This is a genomic window from Microbacterium sp. (genome assembly GCF_047605725.1).
In the GTDB taxonomy this organism is placed as follows: Bacteria; Actinomycetota; Actinomycetes; order Actinomycetales; family Microbacteriaceae; genus Microbacterium.
In genome coordinates, this window is record NZ_JASGFE010000007.1 from 54,745 (window position 1) to 69,839 (window position 15,095).

At 71.1% G+C, this 15,095-nt stretch carries 12 protein-coding genes; 4 read left to right on the forward strand and 8 right to left on the reverse strand.

Features of this window, described 5'->3' with window-relative positions:
* The first annotated feature begins 3 nt into the window (after positions 1 to 3).
* Complete coding sequence (locus tag QM641_RS02840; RefSeq protein WP_415113220.1) at positions 4 to 2,088, forward strand: glucose PTS transporter subunit IIA; 2,085 nt, start codon at positions 4 to 6, stop codon at positions 2,086 to 2,088.
* A gap of 392 nt (positions 2,089 to 2,480) precedes the next feature.
* Here QM641_RS02840 and QM641_RS02845 read toward each other — a convergent pair whose 3' ends face one another.
* From QM641_RS02845 to QM641_RS02870, 6 genes are all read right to left on the reverse strand, one after another.
* Positions 2,481 to 3,656: a serine hydrolase domain-containing protein gene (locus QM641_RS02845; protein ID WP_415113222.1), complete on the reverse strand. Its 1,176-nt coding sequence runs from the start codon at positions 3,654 to 3,656 to the stop codon at positions 2,481 to 2,483.
* 61 nt (positions 3,657 to 3,717) lie between these two features.
* Positions 3,718 to 5,400, reverse strand: coding sequence for a glucose-6-phosphate isomerase (gene pgi / locus QM641_RS02850; RefSeq protein WP_415113224.1), 1,683 nt, complete (start codon positions 5,398 to 5,400; stop codon positions 3,718 to 3,720).
* 185 nt (positions 5,401 to 5,585) lie between these two features.
* A complete protein-coding gene (locus QM641_RS02855; RefSeq protein ID WP_415113226.1) occupies positions 5,586 to 6,410 on the reverse strand; it encodes a histidine phosphatase family protein in 825 nt (274 codons plus the stop codon).
* A 219-nt stretch (positions 6,411 to 6,629) separates the two neighbouring features.
* A complete protein-coding gene (locus tag QM641_RS02860; RefSeq protein WP_415113228.1) occupies positions 6,630 to 7,484 on the reverse strand; it encodes a hypothetical protein in 855 nt (284 codons plus the stop codon).
* On the reverse strand, positions 7,481 to 8,158 hold the full coding sequence (locus QM641_RS02865) for a LuxR C-terminal-related transcriptional regulator (protein ID WP_415113230.1): 678 nt from the start codon (positions 8,156 to 8,158) through the stop codon (positions 7,481 to 7,483). Before QM641_RS02865 ends, QM641_RS02860 begins: the two co-directional genes overlap by 4 nt.
* On the reverse strand, positions 8,146 to 9,402 hold the full coding sequence (locus tag QM641_RS02870) for a sensor histidine kinase (RefSeq protein ID WP_415113232.1): 1,257 nt from the start codon (positions 9,400 to 9,402) through the stop codon (positions 8,146 to 8,148). Before QM641_RS02870 ends, QM641_RS02865 begins: the two co-directional genes overlap by 13 nt.
* A 111-nt stretch (positions 9,403 to 9,513) precedes the next feature.
* On the opposite strand from QM641_RS02870, the gene QM641_RS02875 reads away from it, so the two are divergent.
* From QM641_RS02875 to QM641_RS02885, 3 genes are all read left to right on the forward strand, one after another.
* Positions 9,514 to 10,317: a Cof-type HAD-IIB family hydrolase gene (locus QM641_RS02875; protein ID WP_415113234.1), complete on the forward strand. Its 804-nt coding sequence runs from the start codon at positions 9,514 to 9,516 to the stop codon at positions 10,315 to 10,317.
* Between the two features lie 29 nt (positions 10,318 to 10,346).
* Positions 10,347 to 11,180, forward strand: coding sequence for an aldo/keto reductase (locus QM641_RS02880; protein WP_415113236.1), 834 nt, complete (start codon positions 10,347 to 10,349; stop codon positions 11,178 to 11,180).
* A 75-nt stretch (positions 11,181 to 11,255) separates the two neighbouring features.
* The gene (locus tag QM641_RS02885) at positions 11,256 to 12,737 is read left to right on the forward strand and encodes an MDR family MFS transporter (protein ID WP_415113238.1); all 1,482 of its coding nucleotides are present in this window, start codon (positions 11,256 to 11,258) and stop codon (positions 12,735 to 12,737) included.
* A 34-nt stretch (positions 12,738 to 12,771) separates the two neighbouring features.
* Here the strand turns inward: QM641_RS02885 and QM641_RS02890 are convergent, their stop codons facing one another.
* Positions 12,772 to 13,695: a DNA-3-methyladenine glycosylase family protein gene (locus QM641_RS02890; protein ID WP_415113248.1), complete on the reverse strand. Its 924-nt coding sequence runs from the start codon at positions 13,693 to 13,695 to the stop codon at positions 12,772 to 12,774.
* A 352-nt stretch (positions 13,696 to 14,047) separates the two neighbouring features.
* Positions 14,048 to 14,743 carry a winged helix-turn-helix domain-containing protein gene (locus QM641_RS02895; protein ID WP_415113240.1) on the reverse strand — a complete coding sequence of 232 codons (696 nt, stop codon included), beginning with the start codon at positions 14,741 to 14,743 and terminating at the stop codon, positions 14,048 to 14,050.
* Positions 14,744 to 15,095 lie beyond the last annotated feature (352 nt).

Sequence of the window (15,095 nt, forward strand, 5' to 3'; positions counted from 1 at the left end):
GCTATGGCCAACAGTCCTGCTGCAGCGATCGTCGAGGCGGTCGGCGGTCCCGGCAACATCGAGAGCCTCACCCACTGCGCCACCCGCCTCCGGTTCCAGCTGCGCGACGGCGGTGTGGTCGAGAAGGCCACTGTCGAGGCGATCCCCGGGGTCCTCGGCGCCGTGCCGCAGGCCGGCGACCGCTTCCAGGTCGTGATCGGCGGCGCGGTGCAGTCCGTCTACAACGACATCATGGCCCTGCCCGCGATGGCCGGCGGAGGCGGCGCGCCCTCGGGCGGCGCGCAGTCCGATGCCGATCTCAAGAAGGCCGCGCGAGAGAGCGGGGTGCGCGGCAAGGTCGCCTGGATCGACACGTTGTTCGAGTTCCTGTCCGACTCGTTCCGGCCGATCCTGGGAGCCCTGCTCGGGGCATCTCTGTTCATCACGTTCATGGCGCTGATGGCCACCCTCGGCGTGATCCCGGCGTGGAACGCCCCGGGCGTCGTGCTGCCGCCGTCGTGGCAGTTCATCAACCTGATGTGGCAGTGCGTGTTCGTCTTCCTGCCGCTCATGGTCGCCTACAACGCCTCGCAGAAGGTCGGCGCCGACCCGTGGGTGGGCTTCGCTGTCATGGCGGTCGTGATGCTCCCCGGCTTCACCGCCCTGGCCACGCAGGACGGCGCGCAGAACATCGTCTTCCTCGGCTCGGAGGTCACGACGATCCCGATCTTCGGCATCCCGCTGACGATCTTCAACTACAGCTCGCAGGTGTTCCCGCCGCTGCTGATGGCCGCCGTCCTCGGGCCGCTCACCAAGCTGCTCAAGCGCGTGATCCCGGAGAACATCCACCTGATCTTCGTGCCGTTCCTGGCGATGCTCATCATGATCCCGCTGACGGCGTTCCTGCTCGGGCCGATCGGCGTGTACGTCGGCGCGGGCCTTGCGAACATCCTGAGCGCGATCAACGCGTTCTCGCCCTTCATCTTCGCGATCATCATCCCGCTCGTGTACCCGTTCATGGTGCCGCTGGGCCTGCACTGGCCGATCAACGCGATCATGCTGCTGAACATCCAGACCCTCGGCTACGACTTCATCCAGGGCCCGATGGGCGCGTGGAACTTCGCCTGCTTCGGGGCGACCGCCGGGGTGCTGGTCATCGCGTGGCGCCAGCGCGACAAGGCGATGAAGCAGACCGCGACCGGTGCGCTGGCGGCGGGCCTGCTGGGCGGCATCTCCGAGCCGTCGCTCTACGGCATCCATCTGCGATTCAAGCGCATCTATCCGCGCATGCTCGTGGGATGCCTCGTGGGCGGCCTCATCATCGGCTTCGGCAGCATGTTCCTGGGGCTTGAGCACGGGGTCACGACGCAGGCGTTCGTGTTCACGTCGCTGCTGACGATCCCCGCGTTCGAGCCGATCGGCCTGTACGCGGTCGCGGTGCTCGCGGCGTTCGCCACGTCGATGATCCTGATCCTCCTGACCGGCTACCAGACGGCCGAGCAGAAGGAGGAGCTGTTCGCCCGTCAGGCCGCCGAGGCCGGCACGGCGCCGGTCGCCGCCGCTGCTGCCCCCGCTCCTGCCCCCGCTCCCGTCGCGGCAGCGGCCGTCGGCGGTGCGGCCACGGCCGCGGTGGCGACCGCGACTCGCACGGTCGTCGAGGTGTACTCGCCGCTGGATGGCGTGGCCGTGCCGCTGTCCGAGGTCCCCGACCCGGTGTTCGGCACCGGGGTGATGGGGCCCGGGGTGGCGATCCAGCCGAGCGGGAACACGGTCTTCTCGCCCGGGGCCGGCACGATCGCGGCGGCGCAGCCGACCGGCCACGCCTTCGGGGTCGTGCTCGACGACGGGGTGGAGCTGCTCATCCATGTGGGAATCGACACCGTCAACCTCAACGGCGAGGGCTTCGACGTCAAGGTCAAGGCGGGCGACAGGGTCGAGGTCGGCACGCCGCTGGTCGTCTTCGACCGGGCGGTCATCGAGGCTGCGGGCTACCCGCTGATCACGCCGGTGATCGTGCTGAACGCCGAGCAGTTCGGTTCCGTGGACCCGGTCTCGCTCGGCGAGGTCGCCGCGGGCGCCCCGCTGCTGTCGATCCAGCCCAAGGCGTAGGTGGAGGCATCCGCGTTCCCCGCCCTGCCCGCGGTCTCGCCTTGCCCCCGCCCGGTCTCCCTCGTCGAGTCACTGCCTTCGCGGCGAGTCACTGCTCTCCAGCACAGTGACTCGCGAGTTGGGCAGTGACTCGGCTGGTTGGGCAGTGACTGGGCCAGCAGGGCAGTGACTCGGCTGGTTGGGCAGTGACTGGGCCAGCAGGGCAGTGATTGGGCCAGCAGGGCAGTGATTGGGCGACGCCGGCCCCGTGCGTGCTTGTCCCCGCCCTCTCTCGTTCGTCGAGTCACTGCCTTCGCGGCGAGTCACTGGGTTCGAGCACAGTGACTCGGCGTTAGGGCAGTGACTCGCGAGTTGGGCAGTGACTCGGCCAGCAAGGCAGAGGCTCGGCTGGGCTAGCGCAGGGCGGCCTGCAGCGCCGCCAGCACCGCGGGGGCGGGGGCCACGCCGCTGTCGAGGGCGATGTCGCTGTTGACCACGACGATGATCGTCGTGTCGAGGTCGTCGTCGTGAAAGACCGCGGTGCTGTAGCCGGGGAGCTCCCCGGTGTGCCCCCACCAGCCGTCGTGGTTCGCGATGCCGATCCCGTAGCCCGAGATCGGCGTGTTCGGCAGCGGTGAGGTCAGGATGGAGTCCCGGCGCAGCTGCTGGGTCTTCTCGTCCAGGATGCCGTCACCGGTGAACAGCGCGTGCGCCCACTTCTCCAGGTCGTCGAGCGTCGAGACGACCCCGCCGGCCGCGCCCGTGAACGAGGGGTCGAACCGCGTGGCATCCTGCGGATCGCCGTCGGGGCTGCCCTGCATGGTCGACCCGGACAGGAACGGCTCGGGCAGCGCGTTCGTCGTCGGGTAGGAGGTCTCGGTCATGCCGAGCGGCGCGAACAGGCGCTCCTCGAACGCCTGCGCGAGCGGCTGGCCGGTCACCTGCTCGATGACGGCGCCGATGACGAGGTAGTTCGAGTCGGAGTACTCCCAGCCCTCCCCGGGGTCGAACGAGGGCTCCAGCGTGCGCACGTCGTCGAGCAGCTCGGCGGTCGTCCAGCTGCGGGTCGGGTCGGCGAGGTACTCGTCGACGAGCATGTCGTCGAGCGTGTACGACGGGATGCCGCTGGTCATGTCGGCCGCCTGCCGGAGCGTCGCCTCGCCGTTGGGCAGCTCCGGCACATACTTCGATACCGGGTCGTCGAGGCTGACCTCGCCCTCCTCGACGAGCTGGAGCAGCAGGGTTGCGGTCATCGTCTTGGTGACGCTGCCGATGCGCGTGTGGTCCTTCGCGGTGGGCAGGGTCGATCCACCCTCCTCGGTCGCACCGGCAGCGCCGTCCCAGCTGCCCCCGGCGGTGATCACGCGGGCCACGACCCCGGGGAAGCCGCCCGCCTCGAGGGTGTCGTCGAGCGCCGCCTGCAGCGCCGCGTCGTCGAACACCGTCGTCGGGGCCGCGCTCGCCGTGCGCGTGGGTGCGGGCGCGGGGGTCGCAGTCCCGCACGCGGTCAGCGCGCAGAGGGCGACGCCGGCCGCGAGCGTCGTAAAGAGGCGGCGTGATCGTCGGTGCGCTGTCTGGGGAGTACGCATCACTCCATTCTCCCGGATGCCTCGGGCCGCAGTATCGCAGGGAGCGGGCGCGTGTCGCCGGTCAGCTGTGTCGGTGCTCCCGGTAGTAGGCCAGGAGGGCCCGGGTCGAGGCATCCTGCGCCGCCAGTGCCGCGTCGTCGCCCTCGATCGCCGGGGCGATCTGCAGCGCGAGCTGCTTGCCGAGCTCGACGCCCCACTGGTCGAAGGAGTTGATGCCCCACACGACGCCCTGCGTGAAGGTGATGTGCTCGTAGAGGGCGATGAGCTCGCCCAGCACGCGCGGGGTGAGGGCCTCGGCGAAGATCGACGTCGTCGGCCGGTTGCCGGGGAAGGTGCGGGCCGCTACGAGGGCACCCGTGGTGCCCTCGGCCTCGACTTCTTCGGCGGTCTTTCCGAACGCCAGGGCCTTGGTCTGGGCGAGGAAGTTCGCCAGGAACAGCCCGTGCACGTCACGCCCGTCGTCCTGCAGAGCGTAGGCGGGGTTCACGAACGCGATGAAGTCGGCCGGGATGAGGCGCGTGCCCTGGTGGATGAGCTGGTAGAACGCGTGCTGGCCGTTCGTGCCGGGCTCTCCCCAGAAGACCTCGCCGGTGTCGGTCGTCACGGGCGTGCCGTCCCACCGCACCGACTTGCCGTTGGACTCCATCGTGAGCTGCTGCAGATAGGCGGCGAAGCGGTGCAGCTGCTGCGCATAGGGGAGCACCGCGTGCGACTGGGCGCCCAGGAAGTTCGAGTACCAGATGTTGAGCAGGCCCATCAGCACCGGCACGTTCCGCTCCAGAGGAGTGGATGCCACGTGCTCGTCCACCGCATGGAAGCCCGCGAGCAGCTCGCGGAACACGTCGGGTCCGAGGGCGATCACGAGCGACAGTCCGATCGCCGAGTCGACCGAGTAGCGGCCGCCCACCCAGTCCCAGAAGCCGAAGGCGTTGGCCGGGTCGATGCCGAACGCGGCGACCTTGTCGAGGGCGGTGGAGACGGCCACGAAGTGGTGGGCGACGGCATCCGTCCGCGACGCCTCGTCGCCGGAGATGGCGCCCGCCTTCTCAAGACCTGCCCACAGCCAGTCGCGCGCGAGGCGGGCGTTGGTCAGAGTCTCCAGCGTCGTGAAGGTCTTCGACGCGACGATGAAGAGGGTCGTCTCGGGGTCGAGGTCCTTCGTCTTGTTCGCGAGGTCGAACGGGTCGATGTTCGAGACGTAGCGAGCCTGGATGCCGGCATCGGCATAGGGCTGCAGGGCCTCGTAGATCATGACCGGGCCGAGGTCGGAGCCGCCGATCCCGATGTTCACGACGGTCTCGACGCGCTTGCCGGTGACGCCGACCCACGCGCCCGAGCGCACGCGCTCGGCGAAGGCCGACATGCTCGCAAGCACCGACTGGACATCGGCGTCGACGTCCTGTCCGTCGACGACGAGGGCGGGGGATGCCTCGGGCGGACGGCGGAGGGCCGTGTGCAGCACGGCGCGGTCCTCGGTGGTGTTCAGGTGCTCGCCGGCGAGCATGGCGGCGTAGCGGTCGGCCACGCCGGTCTGCTCGCCCAGGCGCACGAGCGAGGCGAGGATGTCGTCGGTGACGAGGTTCTTCGACAGGTCGACGTGCAGGTCGGCCAGGGGCAGGGTGAGCCGCTCGGCGCGGCCGGGGTCGTCGGCGAACCAGGCGCGGAGGTCGGGGGAGAAGGCGTCGCGGTGGGTGGACAGCTCCGTCCAGGCGGGGGTGGTCGTGGGGTCGACAGGGGCGCTCATGCCACCCACGCTAGTGCGCGTCGCGGCACTTCGTCGGAGAACTGCGCTGCGTCGGACCGACACGCCGGGAACAGCTCCGACGAACGGCAGATCTCCGACGATCGGCCGCGGCGCGAGGGGCGGGATCCGGCATGCAGAAGGGGGCCCCCCACCCCGGGGGCCGCCGTCAGGGCGAGGGGGGGGGACTAAAACCCGGTGCCCTTCTCCACGTAGCTCAGGTCGTTGTAGTCGCCGATGCTGTATTCGCCGTCCTTGTAGACGATGGTGGTGACCGAGGCGTTCTTCAATCCGCCCGCGGGAATCTCGAAGTCGGGCACGAGGGTGTCGATCAGCGCGGTGATGCTCAGTCCGTGCGAGACCACCAGCACGTTGCCGTCGCCCTTCTTGACCTCCTTGGCGACGATCTCGTCGATTCCCTCGGTGAGGCGCGCGGTGATCGTCGCGTAGTCCTCGGCGGGCCAGTTCTCCGCAGCCTCGGGGTTCTGGGCGTCGAGCTGTGCGACCGAGTTCGCGAAGGCCTCCGGGTCGGAGGTGGCGAGGAACTCCTCCAGCGTGATGCCGCGCAGGTCGGCGATGGCCTGCCACATGTTCTCGTTGAGGTCGCCCTCCCAGGTGCCGAAGTTGAACTCGCGCAGGCGCGAGTCGGTCTCCAGCGTGACGTCCGAGGCCGTGTTCTCGTCGAGGATGATGTTCGCCGTCTGCATGGCACGGCCGCTGTCGCTGCTGTAGGCGCCCTGGAACTCGACGTCTGCGAGGCCGCGCCCGGCGGCGGTGACGACCTCCTCGCCCTCGGGGGTGAGGACGGCATCCGACCAGCCCTGCACCCGGTCGGTGGTGTTGAGCATGGTGCGTCCGTGACGCACCACGTAGAGGGTGACCTCGTCGGTCGTCGCCTGTGCCGACTCGGATGCCGTCGAGGTATCGGTCTGCCCCTGGGTGCAACCGGTGAGAGCCGTGACGGCCAAGAGGGCGCCGACGGCGAGTGCGAGGACGCTCTTGTTCTTCTTCATGTGGGACCTTTCGTCTGTGCGGTCGGGGGCGCGCACTCCGTATCGCCCGGATCGCAGGCACGACGAAGCACGCGGAGCACCGGGCAGGTCGCAGCATCACAGCTGTGTGATTTTGCAGGGTTTATGACATGACGGGTGCCCGATGTCCCCACCAGATTGTAGGCAGTCCATCGAAGGGTGCGTCAACCCCTGAGGCGAATCGGGATTCGTGCCGGGCGGTCAACGCCCGGGGAACAGGTGGACCGATCCTGCCGACACCTGAACCGAGACGTGGTTCGTCGACGCCGGATCGGTCGTCAGCTCGTGCGTGAAGTCGCCGAGCGACACCTCGGAGTCGACCACGTAGGCCGCATCGGGGACAGCCAGCTCGATCTTGCCCGCGCTGGCCTCGACGACCAGCTCGCGCGGCGGGGTGCCGGTGAGGCGCCCCTGCACGTCGCCGGCGCTCACGTCGAGCTCGGCGCGGCGCAGGTCGGCCAGGTCGAGGTCGGCCTCGCCGGCGCTCACGCTCACGTCCAGCTCGCGCGCCGAGCCGTCGACCGACAGCGAGCCCGCGCTCAGGTCGAGCTCGAGCTCGTCGTAGGATCCGGCGGCGGCGATCGATCCGGCGCTGAGGTCGAACGAGGCGTCCAGGCCCGCGTCGGAGAGTCGGTCCGGGAGGGTCAGCGTCGCCTGCGCGATCTCGTCCGACCCGCCCCAGCCGGACCACCACGCCCGGCGCGTGGAGACCGCGAGGTCGTCGCCGTCGCGGGTCAGTCGCCAGCGGGTCGTGCTGACGTCGGTGACGGCGAGGGTCGCCTCATCGACGGTCGCGTCGTAGACCACCGTGAGGTCGGCGCCGGAGACGTCGACGTCGAGTCCGGTGAGGCCGGCGACATCCGCGGTGAACCGCTCGGTGTGCGTCGTCCCCGACCGCACGATCGAAAGGGTCGTCACGGCGATCGTGCCGAAGGCCAGCAGCCCGCCGAAGACGATCGCGAGGATCGCGATGACCTGAGCGGAGGCGCGCCGCGGTGCGGGCGGCGGCGCGCCCTCGGACGCGGGGGCGGTGGGGGGAGTGAGCGTCGTGTTCATCGTACCGTTCCGTTCTGCGGGGTCGCGCCGCCGTGCTCGAGGTGGACGAGGGCGGCCAGGACCCGTCGGTTGCCGTGCTCGTCCTGTTCGAGGTCGAGCTTCTGGAAGAGGGAGGTGATGTGCTTCTCCACACTCGCCTCGGAGACGAACAGCGCCTGCGCGATCGCCTGGTTGCTCTTGCCCTCGGCGATGAGGGCGAGCACGGTGCGCTCGCGCTCGGTCAGCCGCGCCATGCGCTCGTCTCGTGCGCGCCGGGTGAGCAGCTGCGCGACGACCTCGGGGTCGAGCACGGTCGCACCGGCCCCGATCCGCTCGACGGTGTCGAGGAACTCGCCGACGTCGGCGACGCGGTCCTTCAGCAGGTAGCCGAGCGCCGCGCCGTGGAGGGCGATGAGCTCGCTCGCGTAGCGCTCCTCGACGTACTGGCTGAGGACGAGGACGGGGAGCCGTTCGTGTTCGCGGCGGAGGGCCAGTGCGGCGCGGATGCCCTCGTCGGTGAAGGTCGGCGGGAGCCGCACATCCAGGATGCACAGCTCGGGCGCGGTGCCGTCGACGTGCTCGGCCAGGTCGCGCGCGTCGGAGAGTGCGGCGACGACCTCGTGCCCGGCGTCTTCGAGCACCCGCACGAGCCCTTCGCGCAGCAGGGTGGAGTCCTCGCAGATCAGGATGCGCATGGCACGCTCACCTCCAGCGAGGTGGGTCCGCCGGCGGGACTGTCCAGGCGCGTCGTGCCGCCGGCGGCGAGCACGCGGTTGGTGATGCCGTCCAGACCTCCGCCCGGGAGCACGCGCGCCCCGCCGACGCCGTTGTCCTCGACGCGCGCCCACAGGGTGCCGTCGTCGCGGCGCCGCACGACGACACGGCACGCCGTGGCGCGGGAGTGCTTGGCCGCGTTGGTGAGCGACTCCGCGATCGCGAAGTACACCGCGGCCTCGGCCGTGGCCGAGCAGCGCCCGTCGAGCCGCACGTCCAGCTGCACGGGCACGTGCGAGCGGGCGGCGAGCGCGGACAGCGCGGCATCCAGACCGCGATCGTCGAGCACCGAGGCGTGGATGCCACGGGCCAGCTGCCGCAGCTCCGTGATGGCCGCCTTGGTCGAGGTGTGCGCCTCGTCGAGCAGCGCCTTCGCGGCGGCCGGGTCGCTGTCGATCTTCTGCTGGGCGAGCCCCAGGGTCATGCCGACCGAGACGAGCCGGGGCTGCACCCCGTCGTGCAGGTCGCGTTCGATGCGCGTGCGCTCGACCTCGCTGGCGCGCACCGCGCCGGCTCGCTGCGCACCGGCGGTGCGGGCCTGCTCGGCGAGCTGGGCCTCGCGGGAGGGGACGAGGATGGCGCGGGTCAGCACGGCGTGCAGCAGCACGAACCCGATGAGCACAGCCGCGCACACGAGGATTCCGATGATCCCGGCTGCGACGCCGCCGCCGGCGGGCATGTCGATGCCGATGCCGGGGATGCGGACCGTGTCGCCGGCACGCAGCGGCGCGAACAGGAGCCCGATGCTCACGACGAGCCCGCCGAGCAGCGGCAGCACCAGCATGCCGATCACGGTCGCGATGGCGGCGCTGGCGACGCCGCGCCACATCGGGCCGTCGGTGAACTGGCGCCAGAGCGTCCGCAGCCAGCCCTTGAAACCGGGTACGCCGCTGCGGCGGAGGGTGAGTGCAGGCAGCCCGTAGCCGTACAGCCCCTCAACCCGCTCGTACTCCACCCACGCGGTTCCCCAGAGCAGGTAGAGGAAGGCGACGAGGAAGAGGAAGCCGATGCCGAGCACGAGCAGCAGCCCGAGCCCCGCGGCCAGCAGCGTCGCCAGGATCGTGAACACCACGGAGCCTGCGACGCCGATCGCGGCCAGCTGAGCGAGTGCACCGACGTGGGTGAGGAGGCCGACGCGGCCTCGGGGCGGTGATGCGGTGGTCATGACTCCACGGTAGGCCTGGCCCCTCGACCTGCGCCCCCGAGGCATCCGGAGACCTTCGTTCGGGATAACCCCCGGTTCGGCGAGGTCCCCGCGGTCGGGGAGGATGGAACGGTGACCGCACCCGACATCCGCCTCATCGCCGCCGACATGGACGGGACGCTGCTGGACGGCGACGGTCGCGTGCCGGACTCGTTCTGGCCTCTGCTGGAGCGGCTCCATGCGCGCGGCATCGCGTTCGCACCCGCGAGCGGGCGGCAGCTGGCGACGCTGCAGCGGCTGTTCGGCGAGGCCGACCTGCCCTACATCGCCGAGAACGGCACGTACGTCGTGCGCGGGGGCGCGGAGGTCAGCTCCGACACGCTGGCGCCGGATGCCGTGGCATCCGTCGTCGCGCGCACGCGCGCCCTCGTCGCCGACGGGCGACTGCGCGCGGGCGTCGTCGTGTGCGGCAAGCGCTCCGCGTACGTCGAGGACACCGGCCCCGCCTTTCTCGACGAGGTGCGCAAGTACTACGCGAAGCTCGCGGTCGTCGACGACCTGCTCGGGGTGGACGATCAGGTGCTCAAGCTCGCGATCTACGACGTCGACGGCGGCGAGACCCACACCGCCCCCGCGATGGCCGACCTGGCCGAGACCCACCAGCTCGTCGTCTCCGGCGCGCACTGGGTCGACATCATGAACCCCGACGTCAACAAGGGGCGCGCACTGCGCGCACTGCAGAGCGCCCTCGGGGTGACCGCGGCCCAGACCGCGGCCTTCGGCGACTACCTCAACGACGTCGAAATGCTGGAGGCCGCGCACTGGTCGTACGCGATGGCCGAGGCGCACGCCGACGTGGTCGCCGTGGCCCGCTACCGCGCGCCGTCGAACGCCGACGCGGGTGTCGTGCAGGCGATCGAGCGGCTGCTGGCCTGAACGCCGTCGCGACGGGGCAGGATGGAGGAATGGTCACCATTCCCACGATCCCGCTGCGCGACGGCTCCGCCTTCCCCCAGCTCGGCCTCGGCACATACAACCTGCGCGGCGGCGACGGCATCGCCTCGATCGTCTCGGCGATCGAGAGCGGCTACCGGCTGCTCGACTCCGCCGTCAACTACCAGAACGAGGTCGAGGTCGGCGAGGCCGCGCGCCGCAGCGGCGTCGATCGCGACGAGCTCCTCGTCACGACGAAGGTCCCCGGCCGCGACCACGGCTACGACGAGACGCTCGCGAGCGCGGCAGGGTCCCTCGAACGCCTCGGGCTGGACCGCATCGACCTGTACCTGATCCACTGGCCGAACCCGAGCGTGGACCGCTACGTCGACACGTGGCGCGCGATGCTTCAGCTGCGCGATCGCGGACAGGTGCGCTGGGCGGGCGTCTCGAACTTCACCGAGGCGATGCTCACGCGCCTGGGCGAGGAGACCGGCGAGCTGCCACTCGTGAACCAGGTGGAGCTGCACCCCTACTTCCCGCAGGCCGGGCTGCGCGCGTTCCATGAGGCTCACGGCATCCGCACCGAGAGCTGGAGCCCGCTCGCGCGCCGCACCGAGCTGCTGGCCGAGCCGGTGCTCGCCGGCATCGCCGCCGCGCACGGCGTCACGCCGACGCAGGTCGTGCTGCGCTGGCACACCCAGCTCGGCTCCACGCCGATCCCGAAGTCGGCGAACCCTGCCCGTCAGGTCGAGAACGCCGACGTGTTCGGGTTCTCGCTCACCGACGCGGAGATCGCCGCGATCAGCGGCCTCGAGCGCGGCCGGCTGTGGGGCGGCGACCCCGACACCCACGAGGAGCTGTAGGGGTCGGATGCCGCGAGTCGGGCCCGCGTCGTCGAGCCGGGGCAGCTGCCGCGACGTCGGATGGACGGACCGGGAATGCATCGGCGCTCTCACGGGTTGGCGCTGATCGTGGCGGAGCAGCAGGTGAACCGGGTCAGCCGGGCGGATGTCGGGCTGCGGTCGAGCCGGGGACCGATCCTCCTCGCGATGATGCTCAGCGTCGGGCTGGTGGCGATCGACTCGACGATCCTGGCGACGGCGGTCCCCTCCATCGTCGGCGACCTCGGCGGCTTCCACCAGTTCCCGTGGCTGTTCTCGATCTTCCTGCTGGCGCAGGCGGTGTCGGTGCCGATCTACGCGAAGTTCTCCGACCAGTACGGCCGCAAGCCGATCATGCTGATCGGCGTCGGGCTGTTCCTGCTCGGCTCGGTCCTGTGCGGCGTGGCGTGGAACATGCCCGCCCTGATCGTGTTCCGCGGCATCCAAGGACTCGGCGCCGGCGCCATCATGCCGACCTCGATGACCATCGTCGGCGATCTCTACACCGTGGCCGAGCGCGCCACCGTGCAGGGCTACATGGCGAGCGTGTGGGCGATCTCCGCAGTCGTGGGCCCGACTCTCGGCGGGGTCTTCGTCGAAGTGCTGGACTGGCGCTGGATCTTCTTCGTCAACATCCCGCTGGCCCTGTTCGCCGGCTGGACTCTGCTGCGGCGCTTCCACGAGGAGGTCGAGCGGGTACGTCATCGCATCGACGTCGCGGGCGCCGTCCTGTTGACCGCGGGTTCGTCGCTGCTCATCCTCGGCCTGTTGGAAGGCGGCGTGCTCTGGCCGTGGCGCTCGCTGACGAGCCTTGCCGTGCTGGGGGGAGCAGCCGTGCTGCTGATCGCGTTCGCCGCCGTCGAACGCCGGGCCAGCGAGCCCATCATTCCCGGCTGGGTCTTCCGGTCCCGCCTGTTCAACACCACCAATCTGGTCAGCCTCGCGGTCGGCGCGATGGTCGTCGGGCTCACCTCGTACGTGCCGCTGTACGTCCAGGGCGTGCTGGGTCACAACGCCCTGGTCGGTGGTTTCGCGGTGGCGGCCCTCACCATCGGCTGGCCGATCGCGGCGTCGACGGCGGGCCGGGTCTATCTTCGGATCGGGTTCCGCTCGACCGCACTGGTCGGGGCCGCCGTGGCTCTCCTGGGCGCCGGGCTGCTTGCTCTGCTGGCCGCCGATTCGTCGGTGTGGCTGGTCGCGACGACCTGCTTCGTCGTCGGGCTGGGCATGGGCTGGATCGCCAGCCCGATCCTGATCGCCGCCCAGGCGGCGGCCGAATGGCAGGTCCGCGGTGTCGTGACGGGCACCAACATGTTCGCTCGTTCGATGGGGTCGGCCGTCGGCATCGCCGTCTTCGGCGCGCTCGCCAACGTCGCACTCGGCGGCACGTCGACGGTCGGAGGTCAGCACGGCGGAGGCGGCCTCGACGGAGTCGCCGCCGGTCCGCTGTACGCTGCTCTGCATCACGTGTTCATCGGCTCGGCCGCCGTCGCGCTGGTGATGCTGCTCGGGATCGCCCTGATGCCCCGCAAGCCCTGAACCGGTACCGCGGTCGCCTCGGCGCACAGCGGGTTCAGCGGTCGCGGTGGTCCTCGGGGTGCAGGCGCGGTGCGCGTCGCGGCTCCCGCACCCCGCTCAGGCCGATGAGGCGGATCACCCGCTGACGGTGGCCGCGCCAGGGCTCCAGCAGCTCGAGCATGCCGTCGTCATCGACGCGGCATCCGGTGAGGGCGTAGCCCACCTCGTGGCTGAGGTGCACGTCGCCGACGCTCACGGCATCCGCATCTCCCCACGCGCGGATGCGGGTCTCGGCCGAGGTCCACGGCCCCACCCCGCGCAGGCTCGTGAGCACGCGGTCGCGGTCGTCGACGGCGGTGGTGGCGACCTCGATCGACGCGCGGCGGCGGGCGGCCTCGACGACGGTGCGCGACTGCGGCGGCTCGAGCCCGGCACGGTGCCAGACCCAGCTCGGCACGAGGTCCCAGCGCGCGGGCGGGGCGAACATCGGCCGCGGCGTCGGACCGGGGGCCCGCTCGCCGCACCACGTGACCACCGCGCGCCACGCGCCGAACGCCTGCATGCCGGTGATCTTCTGCTCGAAGATCGCGCCGGCCAGGGCGTCGAAGACGAGGTCGGTGGCGCCGAGCCGCAGGTCGGGATGGCGGCGGTGCGCCTCGGCGACGAGCGGATGCCGCGACGCGTCGAAGCCGTCCGGGTCGTCGCCGGCGCCGCACAGGCGAGGCAGCTGCTCCAGCGACCACGCGGCGCCCGGCCCCCACGCCGCCGCGCGGACAAAGCCTTGCCCGAAGCTCAGGGCGAGGGTCGCGACGCCCTCGGGCGTGCGGCTCGCGCGCCACACGATCCCGCCCTCGACCGCCATCGTGGGATCGTTCCGGCCGCGCCGCTGCGCCACGACCGCGCGGACCGTGTCGGTCGGGACCGCAGGCCGGTACTCCGTCTCGATCGGGCGCGCGTGGGCGGGCCTCGGGTCGCGCATGGATGCCGCGGGCCTCGGGTCGCGCACGCGTGCCGTGGCCGGTCGCCGACCTCCCGGCATCCGCCCGGGTCCCGGCGTCTGCTCGAGCGCCGGCATCCGCCCGGGTCCCGGCATCCCCTCCACCGTCGTCATGCCGTCACCCTACGCGCCCGCCTCCGACATCCGCGCGGCACCCAGTCGGCTCAGTGACGTTGGCGCCAGTTCCCTGCAAAGGCGCCACATATATGTGTCACCATCGCAGGAAACTGGCGCCAACAGGAGCCGGCGCCCCCGTGCGGGGGTCGCTCGTGCAGGAAGGTGTCGCCAACGGGGCCTGGCGGGGCGGGCCCGCCGGCGGACAGGCCGGGGCAGGTCAGAAGCGGTCGGGGGAGGGGGTGCCGTGGCCGAAGTGGATCTCCACATCGGCGTGGCGGTCGAAGCGGTATCCGCTGCCGCGCACCGTGCGCACGATGTCCTCGTAGCGGCCGAGCTTGGCGCGCAGGCGCCGTACGTGCACGTCGATCGTGCGCTCGCCCGGGGCTTCCTCGTCCGAGCTGCTCCACAGCGACGAGACGAGCTCGGTCCGCTCGATCGTGCGGCCCTCGCGCAGCACCAGGTACTGCAGCAGCTCGAACTCCTTGAAGGTCAGCGCGGCCGCCTCGCCGTCGACGTGCACGCGGCGGCGCGAGATGTCCACGGTGACCCCGCCGGGGGTACGGTCCTCCGCGGGCTCCTGCTTGCTGCGGGCGACCGCGCTCGGCTCGTGCAGCGCGAGCCGCACGACATCGACGTCGCGCCCGCCGGCGCCGGCGGGCGCGAGCGCGACGGTGGCGTAGGTCTCGGCGTGCGGGGCGAGCTCGCCGAGGGTGCGGCGCAGGGCCTCCACGATCGTGGAGAGCGAGACCCCGTCGGCGACGGCCTTGGCCTCGTCGATGCCGACGTAGAGGGCGAAGCCGCGCGGAGCGGTGCCGGCCGGAAGAGCGGGTGCGGGCGTCGGAGGTGCGAGGTCCTCGACGGCGCGCAGGTGTCGGTGGGCGGTGGGCTGGGGGAGAAGAGCGGTGTTCGACATGTCGTTATGTCCTTCGGGGGGAACCCGGTCACGGGTTCGGGTGTGTTGCGGGTGGCGGCCGGGGGCCGCGGTGCGAGGCGGGTCCGCATCATGGGCGGACCGGCGCTCGGGGGAATGCGCCAGCGGGCACAGACCCGGCGGGATCACCGTGTCAGCGACACATTCGGCAACACATGACGTCACGCTGCGACACCATCATGGTGCCGGCGGTTCCGTTCGCCTCCCGGGCGGACAGCGCGCGTGCATCGTCAGTCATGGGCTCGATTATGACGAAGCGTGTCCGGATGTGTCAAACCGCCGAGGTGCCTCATTGAAAAGTGAGCGCGAAGGGTGAGCTGGTGCCTCACGGTTT